The sequence below is a fragment of the Planctomicrobium limosum genome, from assembly GCF_051465645.1.
Taxonomy (GTDB): Bacteria; Planctomycetota; Planctomycetia; order Planctomycetales; family Planctomycetaceae; genus Planctomicrobium.
Genome location: NZ_CP195790.1, coordinates 1014018 through 1030527 on the forward strand (window position 1 = coordinate 1014018; position 16510 = coordinate 1030527).

Consider the following 16510-nt stretch of genomic DNA (forward strand, 5'->3'; position numbering starts at 1 on the left):
TGGCTCGTTTGGCGGCGGTCTTCATTACCTGACTGACTCTAGAAATCAATCGTTGTTCTCCTGAGACGTTTGCCGTTGAATTTCCCTCGGAGTGTAAGCCCTAAGATGCCCTACCGCTTGGTTGCAATCGATTCGTCCTGTTGCTGCTATTTTGGCAGACAGCGAACTTTAGTTCTCCTACCCACACCCTGTTGACTCATCAGTGCAACACTATATGATCTGGCCGGGTCGCCCGCAAGCAGGTGAAACGACATGGCCTTCGGCAAACGGATTCGGCAACTTCGTCAGGCAAAGCAGCTTACGTTGAGAGACCTCGCAGCCAAAGTGGGGGTTGGATTCACGTATCTCTCCAAGATTGAAAATCACAAACTTGAAGTCGGACACAGCCCTTCGGAAGTCCTCATTCACAAGCTGGCTGTGGAACTCGATGCAGACGAGGAGGAACTGCTCCTGCTGGCAGAGAAAGTGCCAGAACTCATCCGGAAACGAGTGTGCGAGCGGCCTGATGTCTTTCGGATTGTTGCAGGAATGGATGACATGGAAATGAACCGGTTACTTGAGCAGTATGGCCGAAAAAAGTGAGCGGTGACATGGGAGAGGAGTTCAGCGATGATGTGAACGATAGCGATTCCTCATTCGTAACTGAGTTCAAGCCCGCCCGTTTCTCTTCCGATCTCGGTTTACCTCTTTCAGAAGACCAGAAGCTCAAGGATGCCGCCACTGCTGTCCGACAGGAGTATCGAGACTGTTCCCAGTGGAAACGGCTGCGTTGCCGTAAGGTGAGCATTTTTGCGGAGCGGGATCGTGGCACCGTTTACGTGGTACATGTCGGCAGTTCGGTTGAGTTTGATTGGACCTGGGAAGGTGCTGTTGCGTTTCGTCCGAGGTCGCTTGACGACGACGCCCGCTTCTCCGATTTCTCCTATGAGAACGCTGCCTACGAAGAGGAAATTGTCTGGGAAGGGGAAGTTCTCGAAGTTGATGAACGGAATGGCTGCCTGTTCATCAGTCTCGATAACCCTGAGGCAATGCCGACGATCGGTTCGTTCTTTGTGCGTCCCTTTGAATTCCTGGCGGTGCTCGATGCTGTCTTCAATGACTCGGCGTTTGAGGCAATCCGACATGACCTCCCGAATCGATTGGCGGCGACCGAAGGCGGAGTTCATCCTCTCATAACGAATCCACGTCGAGTTGGCTTGTCCCACATGCAGGACTGGTGGCAGAACGCCTGGAACATTCTATGGGGACCACCCGGTACTGGAAAAACGTGGACGACCGGCCAGCAGATCGCCGCCGTTCTCGATGATCCCAGCGAACGGATTCTGGTCGTCTCGACAACGAATCGGGCTACAGATGCGGCAGCCCTTTCGATTGGGAACGCCGCACGCAGCCGATCATCATCTGACTTGGACGAAGGAAAGTTACTCCGGATTGGAAAAGGAGCATCTCTTCAATCATTTTCCAGCAGCGGTCTGGAAATGATGCTGCGAGGAACAGAATCGGAGATGCTGCACCAAATCGACGGCCTCGCTGGGCAGCTTCGCCTGTTCGAAACCTGGGAAGAAAAAGCTCTGGCACGGAAACAGATCAAGGAGATTCGTGCTGGCGGCAGTGATCAAAGCAAACGCCTGTTCGTTGATCCGGAAGTGCGAGTGGTCACCACGACAGCGTTCAAGGCTATGAATTTCCTGAAGGAGGGGCTGGTTACCAAGATGGTGGAGGAAGGGGATGCACCTTTCACCACGATCTTCATCGACGAAGCGGGATTGATTTCACGAACTGCCATTGCGGCCTTGTCCTATTTGGCAGCACGTCGGGTCGTGCTGGTGGGAGATTCGAAGCAGTTGGCTCCGATCAGCCGTATTTCTCGAATTCTACCGACACGTCACGAGACCTGGCTGGCCAGCAGCGGCTTAAGCCACCTCGATGAGCTCGACGATACGCCGAAGGCGGTCCATGTTCTTTCCGAACAACGTCGGATGCATCCGGATGTCTGCAAGGTGGTCTCCGACTATCAGTATGGCGGATTTCTCAAAACTGCGGAGGAAACTCAGCAACGACCATCAGGTCTGCCCTCCTGGCTGGGAGACTATTCCCGAACCATCTGGTACGTGTTGGATGAGGAAGCGAATGATCTTGCTTCGATTCGTGCTGATCGAGGACCAGGAAACAAGAGTTGGGTGAGATTAATGACTCCCGCCGTTCTGGAGAAAATCTTTTCGGATTCCGATATCCAGCAATCGAAAGGATTGTTCATCTCGCCCTACAAGGCACAGGCTCAGAAGATTGCCAAGTTGCTTGCTGGTTGGGGATTAACCAGCTGGGAGTCGTCCACGGTTCACAGCCAGCAGGGATCAGAAGCGGATATTGTCATCTTTGATACCGTGAATGCGGGAAGTTCCAATTGGCCCATCGAAGAATGGCAACGGCTCGTCAACGTAGCCTTAAGCCGGGCACGGGAGGCGGTCATTGTTCTCGCCAGCCGGAAGGAGATGGATGAACCCTATCTCAAGCCCCTGCTTCGCCATTTGACGCCCAGCATTCTGGCGGAAGTGGACGGTGAGCTTCGGTGGGAGAAAATCGAGCGATCCAAAGGATTTCGGCGGCGATCGACGACGCAGGAAACAGAGGCCCCCAAGGGAGGCATGGGAGAACAGATTGCTCAACGGAAGGACATGAAGCCGGTCCTCTCGCAGGAACAACAGCGTCTCACCAATCTGTATCTGGACGGCAAACCTCGCCTGGTGCGTGGAGTTGCGGGAAGCGGCAAATCGATTGTCCTGTGCAACTGGCTGGCCAAAACGGTCAAGCGAATGGAGGGAGTCAAAAATGTTCGTATCTGGGCGGTCTATGCCAATCGATCTCTGCACAAATTATTGCAGGAATCGGTGGTCTCCGCCTGGGACGGTCTTTTCGAGGAAGAACTGTTTGATAAGCCCGAGTTTCCCTGGGGCAAAGTGGCCCTCCTGCATGTGAAAGATGTCCTGGCGGGGATACTGCCCAGTGCATCGCTTTCCATGAAAGACTTCGAGTTTGACTACGATCGGGCTGCAGAAGAATTCTTGAATCGACAGGATGCGGCCAAACTTCTTCCGAGCTGCTCGGCTTTGTTCATCGATGAAGCTCAGGATATGGGGCCGTCTACGCTCAAGCTGCTATTGTCCATCGTCGAACAGACCGACGCCGATGATCCCAATAGCCGGTCGGCTCATATTTTCTATGACAACGCTCAGAACATCTACGGTAGAAGGACTCCCAAATGGTCGGAGTTCGGCCTCGATATGCGTGGTCGTTCCACCATCATGAAAGAGAGCTTTCGTTCGACAACCCCGATTACCGAACTCGCCGTCAATGTGTTGCACCGCCTGACCCCCGCCGACCAACGCCAGGACCAGAACGAACTCCTGGGGATGGGGTTAATCGAAAAAAGTAAACGGAACGGCGAAGAATGGCTGCGGGTCCGATTCAATCAGACCGATGGTCCCAAACCGATCTTTCATGCGTTCGGCAAACGTTCCGATGAAATCGAGGCCATTGCGGGTCATTTGAAGCATCTGATCCAGAAAGAAGGGATTTCGCCGACGGACATCTGCCTGATCTACAACGGGAAGTCCATTGTTCAGCAACTAGAATCGCAACTCGGACCGAAGTTGAAAGAAATCGGGGTTGAGTTGTCCGTTCAGACCAACCGCTCGTTTGAACAGCAGGACAACACGCTGGTGGTAACGACTTCTCATTCATTCAAGGGATATGAAGCGGAAGTCATCATGATTCCGGGAGTGGATCAGTACATCACCGGAGAGGGACAGATTCTGGCCAACAATCTGTATGTAGCCATAACCCGTGCCCGATCGCTATTGGCGATCTACGGAACATCCCAGGGACAGCCTGCCTCTCGCCAACTGATGGAGACGGTTTCAAATTGCCTGACAACATTGAATTCCGCACCGACAGTTGAGACGACAACCAGTATCCAGGATGACCTGAATGACATTCTGGATCAAATCGGACATGAACACCGCAAATGGCTGGTTGATCTCTGGAAGCGGTTTGAGATTCGTCAGGAACCGCTGACCGACGAACAGGGAACACTCTTGGCCGAACCACTGTTCTGGTTCAGAAACGGAGATTCGGTTCATGCGTGTTTTGGGGCGGAAGCAGAAAGCATTTGTCCAGACTTGGAATTGCCGTTTCGATCATTGAGGACTGGGGAAGTCCTCTGATGATTTCCTGTTCCATTTCAAGCTGAATAACTATCTGAAGGTGGCATTGAGAACTTGCAAAACTTTTTGATCCAATGCTTCAGATGAGAAGTTCTCCAAGAAAACCAGTTGTCCACTTCGTGGGAGGATTTCCTTCGTGTCCATGTTGGTAGAGATCGTCAAATTGCTCCCCATAAATCCAGAGTTGGCACGATCAGGGGCGAACCTGATCGAGAAGTTACTTGGCAAACCATGTGAGGTTGTCGGTGAACTGCTGGGGGATCAAATTTATTTCTGGCAATGGCAGAACCGCCTCAGAATAGCGGCCAGAGCAAATCAAATACTGGAGAAAAATAAGCTCGCTGCAAAGATCACCCCACCGTCGTTTCTGCTTCCACTTTTGGATGCAGCCGGAAATGTCGATGATGAAACTCTCTCGGAGATGTGGTCACATCTTCTTGCTTCAGGTATCTCCGCTGCATCACATCGACATCCAGCCTATGTACAGCTGCTCAAGCAGATGTCTTCAGACGAAGCAAGATCGCTGGCTCACATCGCAAACTCGGGAGGATCGGTGAACCTTCCATCCGATGAATATGCCGCCGTTGAAGACAGACTAGAACAAGCCTCCTCGTCCACTGAGGAGGCGATTTTGGAAGAGTTCGGTTACTGCATTCTTGAATTTGACAACCCCTTCCTGGTGCTTGATCGACTGCAGACGATGGGGCTTATTCAGGTTAATGCCGATCACTTTCCGTACGAGTGGAGACACGGCAATATTCCTCATGCACCGGTTAATCGAAAATTGTGCTTGAGCGACTGGGGACAAAGTTTTGTCAATGCTTGCATATCGTCACAGCATGATGATGTGAACAAAAGCTGAGCGATTGTGCTATCAGGTATCCTTGGTGATTCAAATTGAAGATCATCTTTTCATCTTTCTCCACCTCACAACATTCAGCCTCAAAGAGAAGGTAATAGGCTGCCTGCCACTCTCATCTGCAAAGGAATGCGAAAGAATTTCGAGATGACGACCATTCACCACATCAATTGCGGAACATTGCTGGTGACGGGATATCCCACGGTTGTCTGCCATTGTCTGTTGCTGGAAGATCAAAATGGACTGGCTCTGGTTGATACGGGCATCGGCTTGCTCGACGTCCAAAATCCCGTTGAGCGATTGGGACAGGAATTGATTGATCTCGCAGGCTTTCAGTTCCATGAAGAAGACACAGCGATCAGGCGGATTGAGAGCCTTGGGTTTTCACCGGAAGACGTGAGGCATATAGTTCTCACACACTGCGATCCGGATCATGCGGGCGGATTGGCGGATTTCCCGAACGCCCAGGTTCACATTTCCCAGGAAGAACTAACTCATCTTCGCTCCGGTCACTGGCGATATGTTCCCCGCCAGTTTGACCACCAACCGCAATGGCATCCCCACGAACCAACAAACCGCAAATGGTTTGGACTGGACGCCCGATCGGTTCCACTGGAAATTTCGTCCGAAGTTCTGCTGATTCCTCTCTTCGGCCACACACTCGGGCATTGCGGCGTGGCAATCCAATAAGACGACCGATGGTTTCTGCATGTTGGAGACGCCTATTACTTGCGGGCGGAATTGACTCAGAACGATCATCCAGTCTCAGCACTCGCCGCTCAGCGAGCAGACAATGATGAATGGCGACCTTCCAGCCTGGGCGAACTCCGTCGTCTATTCCATGATCACAGCGATGAGATGGAAATGATCGGTTATCATGACATCACGGAACTCCCAGCCCAATATCCTCTCCCTTGCCAGTCGTGAAGGCATACTGAGCGACGGAATCCCCTGAATGAACAGAGTCGCCCATGCCTTTTGATGAATCCGTCGCTACTCGTATCCGTTCCATCTTGGCTCGCAAGAAGAATATCGAAGAAAAGAAGATGTTCGGCGGCCTCTGTTTCCTGCTCAATGGCAACCTTCTCGTCGGAGTCTGGAAGGATGCTCTTATCGCCCGACTCGGTCCTAACAAAGGGAAAGCAGCACTGCAGGAACCATTTGTCAGAGCGTTTGACATCACCGGCAGGCCGATGCGGAATTGGGTGCTGGTCGAGCCGACAGGGATCGAAGACCATGACCAGTTGAGCAACTGGATCGAACGTTCGATGAAATTCGTGAAGACGTTACCGAAGAAGCAAACGAGTCGGAGCACGGAAAAGATAGAGAAGTGTACTGAGATCGACAGCTACATCGCAAAATTTCCTGCCGACATACAGGTCGTTCTTGAGCAGGTTCGAGAGACAATCCGCAACGCTGCCCCGGATGCAGAGGAAGTCATCAGCTACAAAATGCCTGCGTTCAGGCAACACGGCATTCTGGTGTACTTTGCCGCCTGGAAGAACCACATCGGCCTATACCCGCCGATCTCTGGTGACAAGACACTGGAGAAGTCGGTTGCTCGTTATGCCGGGCCGAAAGGCAATCTTCAATTCCCGCTGGATGAGCCGATGCCCCTCGATCTGATTCAGCGAATTGTGAAACGGCGAGTGAAGCCGGACAAAGAAAAAGCGGCGAAGAGAAAGCAAAAGTAACCATGACTCACCCAGCCACCATCCGTAAACCAGGAGAAGGCCCCAGAATTGGGATTGTCGGCGACACGTACCGATTCCTGGCCACTGGTCAAGAAACCGATGGCAAATACGCCACGTTTGATGCCCTGGTTCCTCCCGGAGGCGGTCCTCCACCTCATATTCACACTCGTGAGGAGGAATCATTCCTGGTACTCGAAGGGGAAATCACGTTTCAACTGGGAGAGGAACGGATCGTGGCCGGTGCGGGAACATTCCTGAATATGCCGGTCGGAAGCCTGCACTGCTTCAAGAATGAGAGCGACAAAATTGCCAGGATGCTAATCTCTGTTGCTCCAGCTGGATTAGAACAAATGTTCCTCGAAGTGGGGCATCCGCTTGCCGATGATGTCGAATTGGCATCACCGCCGACTTCCGAGGAAATCCAGAAGCTGCTTGAGGTGGCTCCTCGGTATGGGATTGAGATCAGGGTTCCTGGACATTGAGAAATGGATCGACATGACAACCACCAATTACCAAATCCGTCAACTTTCTGACGAACTTTCGCCGCCTGAATCGGGAAAGCAGAGCGTTGTTCTGGGAGATGATGAGAATGCAAAGGTCATTCTATTTGCCTTTGCTGCTGGAAGTGGTCTGGCTGAACATGTCGCCCCGTTGCCAGCGATCATCCAAATCATTCAGGGTGAGGCCACTTTGGCGGTGGGAAACGAGTCAGTGAACGGCAAACCTGGGACTTGGATTCAAATGGCTCCCAAGACACCGCACAGCATCCATGCCGAATCGCCGCTGATCATGCTCCTGACATTACTGAAGTGAGAAACGGCCTTGATGAACTCTCGCACCATTTCCTGTTCCATCAATCGCCCTGCTCCCGAGGTCTATTACTTTGCCTCGAACCCTGAGAATCTGCCGCAATGGATCAAGTCTTTTTGCCTGTCGGTGAGAAGGTGCGAAGACAACTGGGAGATGGAAACTCCTTCAGGCTGGATCGGGATTCGCTTTGTTCCGGACAATGAGTTTGGAGTCCTGGATCACACTGTGACATTGCCTGATGGTCAGTCGATCCTGAATCCGATGCGAGTCGTTACCAATGGTGAGGGGAGCGAGGTGATGTTCACGCTGTTTCAGCTTCCCGGCATGTCTGGCGAGCAGTTCACCAAAGATGCCAGCATGGTGGAAGCCGATCTGCTGACTCTGAAATGCGTGTTGGAGGGGATCGCTTCTTAAAGGAAACCAGCGTGATCCAACTCAAGCGTGTCTACGAAGAACCTTCGAAGCAGGATGGTCTGCGTATCCTAGTGGAACGTCTCTGGCCACGAGGCGTGAGCAAGGAGAAGGCCTCAATCGATCTTTGGCTGAAAGACCTGGCTCCCAGCACGGAACTTCGAACATGGTTCCATCATGACCCGGAACGTTGGGACGAGTTCCGCAAACGTTATGAGGCGGAATTGAGCGAGAAAGATGACCTACTCACGTTGCTGAAACATCGTATCACCGAGGGAACAGTCACCTTCATCTATGCTGCCAGCGATGAAGAACGGAACAGTGCGGTTGCGTTAAATGAATATCTCGAAAAGCGGAAATAAATTCGGCAGGGGGAGTCTGCTGATGGTCCCTGTGGGGCCGTGAATTGCCCCTACGGCAGCACCTTCAGCACACTTTCTGCCACCTGTTTGGACATGGCTTCATTTCCGCCGCCATTGAAATGGACGCCGTCATTCGATTGCCATTCTGGACTTTGACCAATTCGAACAGGTCGTCCGTGGCGATTCCCTGCTCTTTCATGATCTCAGCTGCCAGCCGGTTCCGCTCGATCACTCGATCCGTCTGTTTCGAAAACGTGTTCAAGTCAGCCTTCTCACGTACGGGCGTGGTCGTGGTCCAGATCATCTTGGTACCGTTTGAGTTTTCCTTGAGAACCGCAACGGTTTTGAGAAGTCCGTCCCGGTATTGCTCATCGGTATAACCCCAGCCATGAAGTCCATTGTTGAAATGGATCACGGAGAACTTGTACTGCTTGAGCAGTAACAGGAGATCATCGTTGAACGTCGGATCAGACACACACTTCGAAGTGGTCAGCCGGGCACAGGAGGCTGTCCCAGCCAGCTGCTTTTCGACCGCTCCGAAATAGCCTCTGGTGATCGAATCTCCGACAAACAGGACTCGTGGAAGTTCCTCCTTATCCGCATCCGTTACCCAGATGTCGATCCACTCAATTCGCTCTCGGATCGGTTCCTCCGCTGCCAGGAATGGGCAACAGGTCAAAAGCGAGAGGGCGACGAGGAGATATTTCATGAGGAGCACTCTCAAAATCTGGGAACGATTGTTTGGGAAGTGCCTTTATACCGCCTCTCATCTCAGTGCAGCAAACGGCGGTGAGAACTCCACTCGCCCCACCACATTCCTCATGGCATTCTCCACGAGTTCCATTGCCATCCAGGCATCGCCCCCGCCGAAGGGGGATTCGATCTGGCGAGCCAGTTTCGCAGAGAAGGCAAACTGTCCGTAGAACTCAGGGTGTCCGAGGACCAGGACGATTCCATGTCCCAGCTTTTCGCAGCGGTCGAGACCCGCATAGAGCAACCGTGTCCCAATCCCTCTTCGCTGGAAATCGGGATGAATGGTCATGGGAGCCAATGACAGGGCATTCACTGTTCCTTTTTCCGTCACAATCGAGACTCGGCTGAACAGAATTTACCCGATGATCTGCTGATCGCTCGTGACGACCATCGGGACTTCCGTATACCCATCATCACGCAAGGCATCCACCAAGTCCGCTTCAGCATCACCTCCGAAGGCATCCTGGTTGAGTCTTCGGACTGCTGCTCGATCCTCTGGCAATTCGTCCCGGATCGGAAATTCAACTTCGTCCAAATAGTCTTGAGCCATGTTGTATGGATCACCTTCTTGGAGGATGGCCAATGCCTTTGGAAAACGATTGATTCTCCACAGATTCCCGGCTGCCGTCACTCGTTCCACAAAGTCTTCAGAATCGAGCCTGGAAGTCAGTAATCGGATCAGGTTCTCGCTGGTATCTCTCAGATTGTGAAGCGTGCTCATCGCTGTCAGCCGAACCAAACGATCCGTGTCGTTCGAAATACAGGCTCGAGTCGCAGGAAACGCTCGGCTGGCATCAGGAAAAAACTCAAACAGACCCAGCACAAGCATGTTGAGATTTCGATCCGGTTGCTGAAGTCCCCAGATCAGACCATCAATGACCTCATCTCCGTATCCTCGAAGTTCCGCAAAGGCCCAATTGAATGTCCAGTTGTGTGTCTCGTCCGTGCTGTACAGCCAGAAGGTGTCTTTGAGCTCGTCAAAAGTGGTCATGGGGAATGTCGGAGTGAGAGAAGTGCATCTGCTTTCGGCAGAAATCGGAATCATTTCACCTTTGTTTCGGCTAATTGCATCCACCAGTCATGAAATGGATCGGACCGATGAGGAATGAAGCGACCGAATTGTTGAATGTTCTTAAGAATCAACGCCACCTTCTGACTGTCCACTTTCCCGGATAAAGCCCAAGCGTGGATTATCCCACTTGTCGTAATTGTTGGAATCCCTTGCTCTGCTGCGATTCTCCGAGCTTTCTTGTCGTCTGTTGCCGCAATCCAACCACGATTTTTTGCAATCGCCAAGACACTTGCTTCTCCATCGTCAAGCTGCTGAGCCATTTGCACGAATAATTCAAATTCCTGCTCCTGCTCTAAACGACAAACCACAACTGTTCCTTCATGAAGGAACTCCTGCAAGTCGATCATTTTGGGCACCAATTGTGGAGGAGATTCGTTGTCATACTCTCGAATCCAAAGCGATTCACCTTGCACGTGTTCAGAAACGTAGACACTCCCATAATGATCCAAAATCATCTTGGATTGTCCTGATGCAAAGAGATTGAGCAAGCAACAAGTGTCGATGATCCGTTCGTCCATGTCGTTCTCTGATTGCTACCTCATCGAGTGAAACGATTTCCATCGACACTATTCCGCAGTTGACGCTTGTTTCTCACCAAGCAGCGAGTATTGCGTTTCCAATTGAACACTACGAATTTCGCCATTCTCAGAGACTTCGGTCGTCGTCAGATATTGTTCAACAATCTCTCGTGCTGACACTCGGTCACATCGAAGAACTGACGCCAGTTCGCCTTCACTTAGGTCACCTTGATCAAACGCTTGAACTGCAAGGAACACATAGCGATCAGGGAAACGGCCATCGGTGACCGGATGTTGTTGCAGATTGAGCATTTGACCTGCTCGACGAACCTCAAAACGTGATTCTTTGAGATGATCACGCACTCCCTTGGGAATCAATCCCAATCCTTCAAGCCGCAAGGTCATCGCTTCGACCGAAACGTAATACAAGTGGCTGAGTCGACAAAGATCAGCAATCTGAAAGTCTCCACTCTCATTGACGATCTGATTAAATCGCCGTCTCACTGAGGTTGGAGGCATCAAAAAGGCCATTGAGAAAGCCTCTGCAAAACGTTCGTTTGCAGGCTTCCGTCCTGGATAGGCTAGATAGTCAATGCCTGGCTTAAATCGATCCGTGATGAGATGTCCATACTCGTGGAGCAACGTCGCACGCCGACGTTCTGGCGGGTGCTTCCGATTCACAAGAATGACGCCCCCCATTTCACTTGAGTAGGCGAACATTCCCGCAACTCGTGAAGGCAAGTCTTCATAGGCAATTCTCAAGCCCACTTCGGCTTCCAGCAGACTCCGAAGATGGATCACGGGTTGGTCGCCGACACCCAATCGTCGTCGCTCTTGATCGGCCACATCCTCAGCAAGTGAGACGGGACTGCCTCTTCCAATGGTGACCACTTCTGGGTAGTTCGTAGGAAGTGACACGCTGAGAATACGCTCCAGACGTCGATAATCCTCGGCAAAACGTTGAAGGGCTTCGATTCCTTCAACAACTTCCGAATCATCGACCTTCATTTGTTGTGCAACAGCCCTAAGATGTGGCTGAAGATCGGCAAGCGGTTCTCCCGGACGGACAATATCGCTCACCTTTTGCCCATATAGTTTTGCTAAGGCAACAACCTCTTCAGCCTTGGGTTGCCGAGTCCCCTTTTCGATGGCAATGAACGTCGGACGGCTACATCCAAGGTGAGTGGCAGCATCTTCTTGAGTGATCCCTCTTGCCTTTCGGGCTTCTGCAAGACGAAGGCCAACGATTTTTGGATCGATTTGTTCCAACAGCGGCATATTGAATCTCCCTATATTCAAGCTGCCTGAGCGGGCAGATCAATCAATTTCGTCCATTTACAACCATTTGATGCTGCTAGCCGAATCAAATCGAGCCACTCATATCTGTATCTGCGATAGAGGTCCACGATCATTTCGACAGAGCAACCATGGTCGAAGACATGCGTGTGACGAAGATGCCTTTCAATGTTTGGAGGCAGCTTTCCAAGCTCGGTTTCACGCAGACTGTCAACTTGGTTCAAGAAAGCAGCAAGGTATCGCCGTTTTTTGAAAGGAATCACGGTCTGATTATCCAAGAAGTCGTACTGATAATCCCTACCGACTTCCTCAATGCCCGCAGAGTGCATTGCAAGCCGCCGAAAGAGGCATGCAGCACATGCTCCACATGACTGCTGTGGTCCAGCATGATGTACTCTTACCGGGAAGCTCGGACATGAGCAGGTGGCATTTGCGATCAGCCGTAAGTCAGATGGAGACAAAGACGCCACAAGCTCGCCTTTCGTTTTACCCATGAAGGGCAAGACAATTTGAAAGGAGCTGCCAATGACCAGAGAGAGAAGTTCTGACATCAAATGCAGGAAGTGCGGATGAGACCCCTTTGTCGCTTGGGAACCGTCCATACCAGCAAGCAGAGGTGCATTGATGGCCCCTACCCCGGACTCAAAAGTTTCGAGTCGACTCGCACCAAATGCATTCGTGACAGCGGCACCTATGGTGATGAACAGAAACGCCCTAGACCGTTGGCTCGTTTCTTCGATTTGAACCAACTTGGAAGGACTGCTCATCTCAAAGGGGACTACGATTGAATACAATTCTTTCCCCAAAACTCGCCCCATGGACGTCAGTTGGTGTTTCACCTTGTCACCAAGATCGGATCGATGCCGAACAGTAATCGGAACAATCGGCGTCTCGCCTGACAACAAAAGCTGATGAGCCAAGCCTGCTGCCGAATCTAAACCGCCGCTATAAAGGCTAAAACGTGGATTGGTGGGAAAAAATGCAGAAGAAAGTGGAGGTTGCCATTCAAGTCCAGGGGAGCTTTGGGCAGTTGAGGGTAAGAATTGAATGAGCCAATTGTCTCCAGACACAAAATGAAGTGCATCATGAAGACACTGGCTAACGTTTGCGTCAATCCAAAAGTCAGGGTTCGCTACTTCCAGGGAAAGCGAGATCGTGCGTGGCCAAGCCTGAGGACCGCCACGGCGATCTCGCTTGATAATTCTGTCCGCAAAGAAAACCGAGGAGGCAATTCGAACGAGATCGAGCAGCTGCTCCTGTGGAGGACTTGGTACATTTTCGAGCAGTATTCGCTCTCGACATAGAAAATCGCAGTCGTGGCCGAAACGAAATTTCTTCGATTCTGACCATCGAGAGTCACGAACGTCTAATTCGAAGCGGCTTGAATGATGACTCATTTCCGAAATCCTACTAAAAGTGATTCACCGAGCATTTTCTTCGTCGTATCGACCTTCACAGCAGGCGTCTCCCGACGACTTGCTCTGCGTGGATTCCAAGCAGGGTTCTCTGCCAATTTTCTTGCGATTCGGTGAATTTCAGGTTGAAGACAGATTTCGGCATCTCGAATCGCATTTCTTACCCCCGTGATGCTGATATCACTTTCAAAATTCGCAGCGAGATAGGGTACGTCGTAAAGGCAATTAGCCAGCGACCGGCTCAAGAAGTAGCTCAACTTTTCCGGCAACTCCCCCTTTTGATCTGCCGCCTCAATCACGAAATACTTCACATCATGTGCCCCCTCAATACGGCTGCACATTTCCCGAAGTTTTTGGGGATCGTGGAGATGCTCGATCATTTCACTCAACGGCAGGTCTTTACGAATTTGTCGAAGCGTTTTGTGTAAGCAATCTTCAATCTTGGCGGCGACTTCGGATATCGATGAGCCTTCTTGAATTGCTTGGGCGACTGATTGCCACCGCCGCGCCTTCGTTGCGTCCAGGTATTCGTTTTCTGCCACGGTACGGCCACTCCGAAAAAGACGTGCTCCTTGACACTCCCTTCATCAATTATCGGCCCAGTGTTTACAATGTCAACAACAAGCTTGACGATTTACACAGGCATGTCAAGTTTGCATGTTGCTTGAATAGCTGTAAACCGTTTCTGTGAAATGCCCTGGGGAAACTGTCGTTCCAGGGAGAATGTCCATCTAAAGTTGGCAAACCAAAGGCATACAGCTGATTGGGGTGCTTGCCTTATTTTCCCAAATGCAAGATCGCACCCCTTGAGTTCCTCGAATTCACGCTAGAGCATTTTGCAAATTGATCTCCACATGATGTGTCGAATTTGGGAGAGTGTGTCGCGTCATGGAGGACCATTATGTCGAATGCACTCTCCGTCGATTTGCGGCGTCGGATACTGGAAGCGATTGACCAGGGTGTCAGTCAGTCTCAGGTGGCTCGCACGTATCGGGTCGACCGGAAAACAGTTTGGAGCCTAATTCACCATCGTCAGAAAACCGGATCTCTCGAACCGATCCGTGCTGGAGTGGGGCGAAAATCCAAAGTCGCCCATCGTCAAGCGGACATCAGGCAGGCCATTGCAGACAATTCCAGCCTGACGTTGCAGTCCCTGATTGATCAGTTAGGGTTGGCCATCTCTGTTTCAGCATTGAGTCGCACCTTGCGTCGTTGGGGAATCCGGCTCAAAAAAAGTTCTGCACGCCTCAGAACAGCAACGTCCTGACGTGAAAGAGAAGCGTCGCTGGTGGGGGATTCTGGTTCGCCCCAAGCCCCAGCAGAGGCTCATCTTTCTCGATGAAACCGGGGCCAACACGAAGATGGCCCGACTTTACGGTTGGGGGAACAAGTCGGAACGTGTCCGCAGTCAGGTGCCACATGGGCACTGGAAAACGATCACATTCATTGCCGCACTCCGCTGCACCGGCGTGACGGCCCCCATGGTGCTGGATGGCCCCATGAATCGGGAATCATTTCTGGCGTACATCCAGCAGTGTCTGGTTCCGACATTGAATCGCAAAGAGATTGTGGTGCTGGACAATCTCCCTTGTCACAAACAGCCAGAAGTCATTCAAGCCATTGAAGCGGTCGGGGCCAGCGTCTTTTATCTGCCGCCTTATTCACCGGATTTCAATCCGATTGAGAAAGCGTTCTCGAAGCTGAAAGCACTCCTCCGCAAATTCGCCGAACGGACCATTGAGAACCTCTGGAAGCGAATCGGAGCCCTCATCGAAACCTTCACTCCCAATGAATGCCGAAACTATTTCCTGAGTTGCGGATACAGGGGAAGTTAAAATGCAAATTGCTCTAGGACACACCGTTTCTGAAATATCCATGGAGCTGACTCCCAACCCTTTAGCCCGATCCCAACCCTTTAGCCCGATCCCAACCCTTTAGCCCGATCCCAACCCTTTAGCCCGATCCCAACCCTTTAGCCCGATCCCAACCCTTTAGCCCGATCCCAACCCTTTAGCCCGATCACAACCATGAAAGCCCGATCACAACCATGAAAGCCCGATCACAACCATGAAAGCCCGATCACAACCCTTTAGCCCGATCCCAACCATGAAAGCCCGATCACACTCATGAACTTCCTGGCAAACGAGGAACTGGAACAATCCGGGATCGTGGCCAACTGCCGTATGAACCGAGAGCGGAACCTTTGTGGTTCCAACGGCTACTCCAGGGAACTCCGATTCAATCCGCTCGATTTTCTGAAAGAGAAAGCGGAGTTGAATGGTCATGCTTCCTGGCTCGATCTCTGTTGCGGAACAGGAAAGGCACTGCTTGAGTTAGACTCACTCATTAAGGACGAATGTCTCGACATCCGGATTGTCGGTGTTGATCTTGTGGGGATGTTCCTGTCCGGCAAAGCACCGCCGACATGTCTAAAGCTGATTCAGGCATCGCTCTCCACATGGTAACCAGACGAGCAATTTGACCTGATCACGTGCGTTCATGGACTGCACTACGTGGGTGATAAACTGGGATTGATTTCCCGAGCGGCGTCCTGGCTCACAGATGGTGGCAGATTCGTGGCCAATCTGGATTTGAAGAACATCAAACTCAATGACGATCTTTCAACAGAACGCATCATCGCCAAGGAATTTCGCCGTCAGGGATTCGAATATGATTTTCGACGACATCTGATTCAGTGCGACACTCGACGAATTGTGGACTTCCCCTTCAAGTACCTCGGGGCGGATGATCAAGCAGGTCCAAACTATACGGGGCAGCCAGCCGTCAATTCGCACTACCAAGTCGAGGATGCCGGAAAGACACAGCGAAATTCGTCAACACGTGAGCCTCGGGAGGCGAACAAATGCAAAATCCAGCATGGCTTCTGATCATCACTGGAGTGTTGATGGCCCTGATCGGTCTGGGCTGGCTGTTGTCGCCATCGATTCCCTGGCTCGGAAGACTGCCGGGTGACGTCGTGGTCGAACGGGAGAATTTTCGGTTCTATTTTCCGCTGACAACCTGCATTCTCCTCAGCCTGCTGTTCACAGCCATCATGGGAATCATCCGCTACTTTGGGAAATGATGGGAGAATCAT

20 protein-coding genes are annotated in these 16510 nt (G+C 51.6%); 13 read left to right on the plus strand and 7 right to left on the minus strand.

Annotated features, from left to right (window positions below; genetic code table 11):
• Positions 1-252 precede the first annotated feature (252 nt).
• The 9 genes from SH527x_RS03690 to SH527x_RS03730 all read left to right on the plus strand — a co-directional run bounded on the left by SH527x_RS03690 (position 253) and on the right by SH527x_RS03730 (position 8359).
• Positions 253-582 carry a helix-turn-helix domain-containing protein gene (locus SH527x_RS03690; RefSeq protein WP_437193301.1) on the plus strand — a complete coding sequence of 110 codons (330 nt, stop codon included), beginning with the start codon at positions 253-255 and terminating at the stop codon, positions 580-582.
• An 8-nt stretch (positions 583-590) separates the two neighbouring features.
• Positions 591-4223: an AAA domain-containing protein gene (locus tag SH527x_RS03695; RefSeq protein ID WP_437193302.1), complete on the plus strand. Its 3633-nt coding sequence runs from the start codon at positions 591-593 to the stop codon at positions 4221-4223.
• Positions 4224-4365: 142 nt separating this feature from the next.
• Complete coding sequence (locus SH527x_RS03700) at positions 4366-5085, plus strand: Abi-alpha family protein (RefSeq protein WP_437194574.1); 720 nt, start codon at positions 4366-4368, stop codon at positions 5083-5085.
• Between the two features lie 144 nt (positions 5086-5229).
• Entirely contained in the window at positions 5230-5772 is a 543-nt protein-coding gene (locus tag SH527x_RS03705) for an MBL fold metallo-hydrolase (protein ID WP_437193303.1), read from the plus strand.
• A gap of 281 nt (positions 5773-6053) precedes the next feature.
• Positions 6054-6776 carry a TfoX/Sxy family protein gene (locus tag SH527x_RS03710; RefSeq protein WP_437193304.1) on the plus strand — a complete coding sequence of 241 codons (723 nt, stop codon included), beginning with the start codon at positions 6054-6056 and terminating at the stop codon, positions 6774-6776.
• Between the two features lie 2 nt (positions 6777-6778).
• Positions 6779-7258, plus strand: a complete 480-nt coding sequence (locus SH527x_RS03715) for a cupin domain-containing protein (protein WP_437193305.1) — start codon at positions 6779-6781, stop codon at positions 7256-7258.
• Between the two features lie 13 nt (positions 7259-7271).
• Positions 7272-7589, plus strand: coding sequence for a cupin domain-containing protein (locus SH527x_RS03720; RefSeq protein ID WP_437193306.1), 318 nt, complete (start codon positions 7272-7274; stop codon positions 7587-7589).
• 12 nt (positions 7590-7601) lie between these two features.
• On the plus strand, positions 7602-8000 hold the full coding sequence (locus SH527x_RS03725) for an SRPBCC family protein (protein WP_437193307.1): 399 nt from the start codon (positions 7602-7604) through the stop codon (positions 7998-8000).
• An 11-nt stretch (positions 8001-8011) separates the two neighbouring features.
• Positions 8012-8359 carry a DUF488 domain-containing protein gene (locus SH527x_RS03730; protein WP_437193308.1) on the plus strand — a complete coding sequence of 116 codons (348 nt, stop codon included), beginning with the start codon at positions 8012-8014 and terminating at the stop codon, positions 8357-8359.
• A 64-nt stretch (positions 8360-8423) separates the two neighbouring features.
• On the opposite strand, the gene SH527x_RS03735 is transcribed toward SH527x_RS03730, so the two are convergent.
• The 7 genes from SH527x_RS03735 to SH527x_RS03765 form a co-directional block, all read right to left on the minus strand.
• Positions 8424-9068 carry an SGNH/GDSL hydrolase family protein gene (locus SH527x_RS03735; RefSeq protein ID WP_437193309.1) on the minus strand — a complete coding sequence of 215 codons (645 nt, stop codon included), beginning with the start codon at positions 9066-9068 and terminating at the stop codon, positions 8424-8426.
• 57 nt (positions 9069-9125) lie between these two features.
• Positions 9126-9443 carry a GNAT family N-acetyltransferase gene (locus SH527x_RS03740; protein ID WP_437193310.1) on the minus strand — a complete coding sequence of 106 codons (318 nt, stop codon included), beginning with the start codon at positions 9441-9443 and terminating at the stop codon, positions 9126-9128.
• A gap of 24 nt (positions 9444-9467) precedes the next feature.
• Entirely contained in the window at positions 9468-10103 is a 636-nt protein-coding gene (locus SH527x_RS03745; protein WP_437193311.1) for a GNAT family N-acetyltransferase, read from the minus strand.
• Positions 10104-10153: 50 nt separating this feature from the next.
• Complete coding sequence (locus tag SH527x_RS03750) at positions 10154-10672, minus strand: hypothetical protein (protein WP_437193312.1); 519 nt, start codon at positions 10670-10672, stop codon at positions 10154-10156.
• Between the two features lie 78 nt (positions 10673-10750).
• Positions 10751-11980: an ImmA/IrrE family metallo-endopeptidase gene (locus SH527x_RS03755; protein ID WP_437193313.1), complete on the minus strand. Its 1230-nt coding sequence runs from the start codon at positions 11978-11980 to the stop codon at positions 10751-10753.
• A 17-nt stretch (positions 11981-11997) separates the two neighbouring features.
• Positions 11998-13395, minus strand: a complete 1398-nt coding sequence (locus SH527x_RS03760) for a 7-cyano-7-deazaguanine synthase (RefSeq protein ID WP_437193314.1) — start codon at positions 13393-13395, stop codon at positions 11998-12000.
• Positions 13392-13955, minus strand: a complete 564-nt coding sequence (locus SH527x_RS03765; protein WP_437193315.1) for a hypothetical protein — start codon at positions 13953-13955, stop codon at positions 13392-13394. Before SH527x_RS03765 ends, SH527x_RS03760 begins: the two co-directional genes overlap by 4 nt.
• A 359-nt stretch (positions 13956-14314) precedes the next feature.
• Between SH527x_RS03765 and SH527x_RS03770 the strand changes: the two genes are divergently transcribed.
• The 4 genes from SH527x_RS03770 (at position 14315) to SH527x_RS03785 (ending at position 16498) form a co-directional block, all read left to right on the plus strand.
• A protein-coding gene (locus tag SH527x_RS03770; RefSeq protein WP_437191016.1) for an IS630 family transposase occupies positions 14315-15248 on the plus strand; the annotation gives its coding sequence in 2 pieces (ribosomal slippage) (positions 14315-14653 and positions 14655-15248; 933 coding nt in all).
• 291 nt (positions 15249-15539) lie between these two features.
• Positions 15540-15878 carry a hypothetical protein gene (locus tag SH527x_RS03775; protein ID WP_437193316.1) on the plus strand — a complete coding sequence of 113 codons (339 nt, stop codon included), beginning with the start codon at positions 15540-15542 and terminating at the stop codon, positions 15876-15878.
• Between the two features lie 48 nt (positions 15879-15926).
• On the plus strand, positions 15927-16301 hold the full coding sequence (locus SH527x_RS03780) for a hypothetical protein (RefSeq protein ID WP_437193317.1): 375 nt from the start codon (positions 15927-15929) through the stop codon (positions 16299-16301).
• Positions 16277-16498 carry a DUF2905 domain-containing protein gene (locus SH527x_RS03785; RefSeq protein WP_437193318.1) on the plus strand — a complete coding sequence of 74 codons (222 nt, stop codon included), beginning with the start codon at positions 16277-16279 and terminating at the stop codon, positions 16496-16498. Before SH527x_RS03780 ends, SH527x_RS03785 begins: the two co-directional genes overlap by 25 nt.
• Positions 16499-16510: the final 12 nt, after the last annotated feature.

Bases quoted from the DNA above. Each gene is read 5' to 3' on its own strand.
- SH527x_RS03690 (WP_437193301.1), top strand. From the start codon at position 253: ATGGCCTTCGGCAAACGGATTCGGCAACTTCGTCAGGCAAAGCAGCTT.
- SH527x_RS03695 (WP_437193302.1), top strand. From the start codon at position 591: ATGGGAGAGGAGTTCAGCGATGATGTGAACGATAGCGATTCCTCATTC.
- SH527x_RS03700 (WP_437194574.1), top strand. From the start codon at position 4,366: ATGTTGGTAGAGATCGTCAAATTGCTCCCCATAAATCCAGAGTTGGCA.
- SH527x_RS03705 (WP_437193303.1), top strand. From the start codon at position 5,230: ATGACGACCATTCACCACATCAATTGCGGAACATTGCTGGTGACGGGA.
- SH527x_RS03710 (WP_437193304.1), top strand. From the start codon at position 6,054: ATGCCTTTTGATGAATCCGTCGCTACTCGTATCCGTTCCATCTTGGCT.
- SH527x_RS03715 (WP_437193305.1), top strand. From the start codon at position 6,779: ATGACTCACCCAGCCACCATCCGTAAACCAGGAGAAGGCCCCAGAATT.
- SH527x_RS03720 (WP_437193306.1), top strand. From the start codon at position 7,272: ATGACAACCACCAATTACCAAATCCGTCAACTTTCTGACGAACTTTCG.
- SH527x_RS03725 (WP_437193307.1), top strand. From the start codon at position 7,602: ATGAACTCTCGCACCATTTCCTGTTCCATCAATCGCCCTGCTCCCGAG.
- SH527x_RS03735 (WP_437193309.1), bottom strand. From the start codon at position 9,068: ATGAAATATCTCCTCGTCGCCCTCTCGCTTTTGACCTGTTGCCCATTC.
- SH527x_RS03745 (WP_437193311.1), bottom strand. From the start codon at position 10,103: ATGACCACTTTTGACGAGCTCAAAGACACCTTCTGGCTGTACAGCACG.
- SH527x_RS03755 (WP_437193313.1), bottom strand. From the start codon at position 11,980: ATGCCGCTGTTGGAACAAATCGATCCAAAAATCGTTGGCCTTCGTCTT.
- SH527x_RS03760 (WP_437193314.1), bottom strand. From the start codon at position 13,395: ATGAGTCATCATTCAAGCCGCTTCGAATTAGACGTTCGTGACTCTCGA.
- SH527x_RS03775 (WP_437193316.1), top strand. From the start codon at position 15,540: ATGAACTTCCTGGCAAACGAGGAACTGGAACAATCCGGGATCGTGGCC.
- SH527x_RS03785 (WP_437193318.1), top strand. From the start codon at position 16,277: ATGCAAAATCCAGCATGGCTTCTGATCATCACTGGAGTGTTGATGGCC.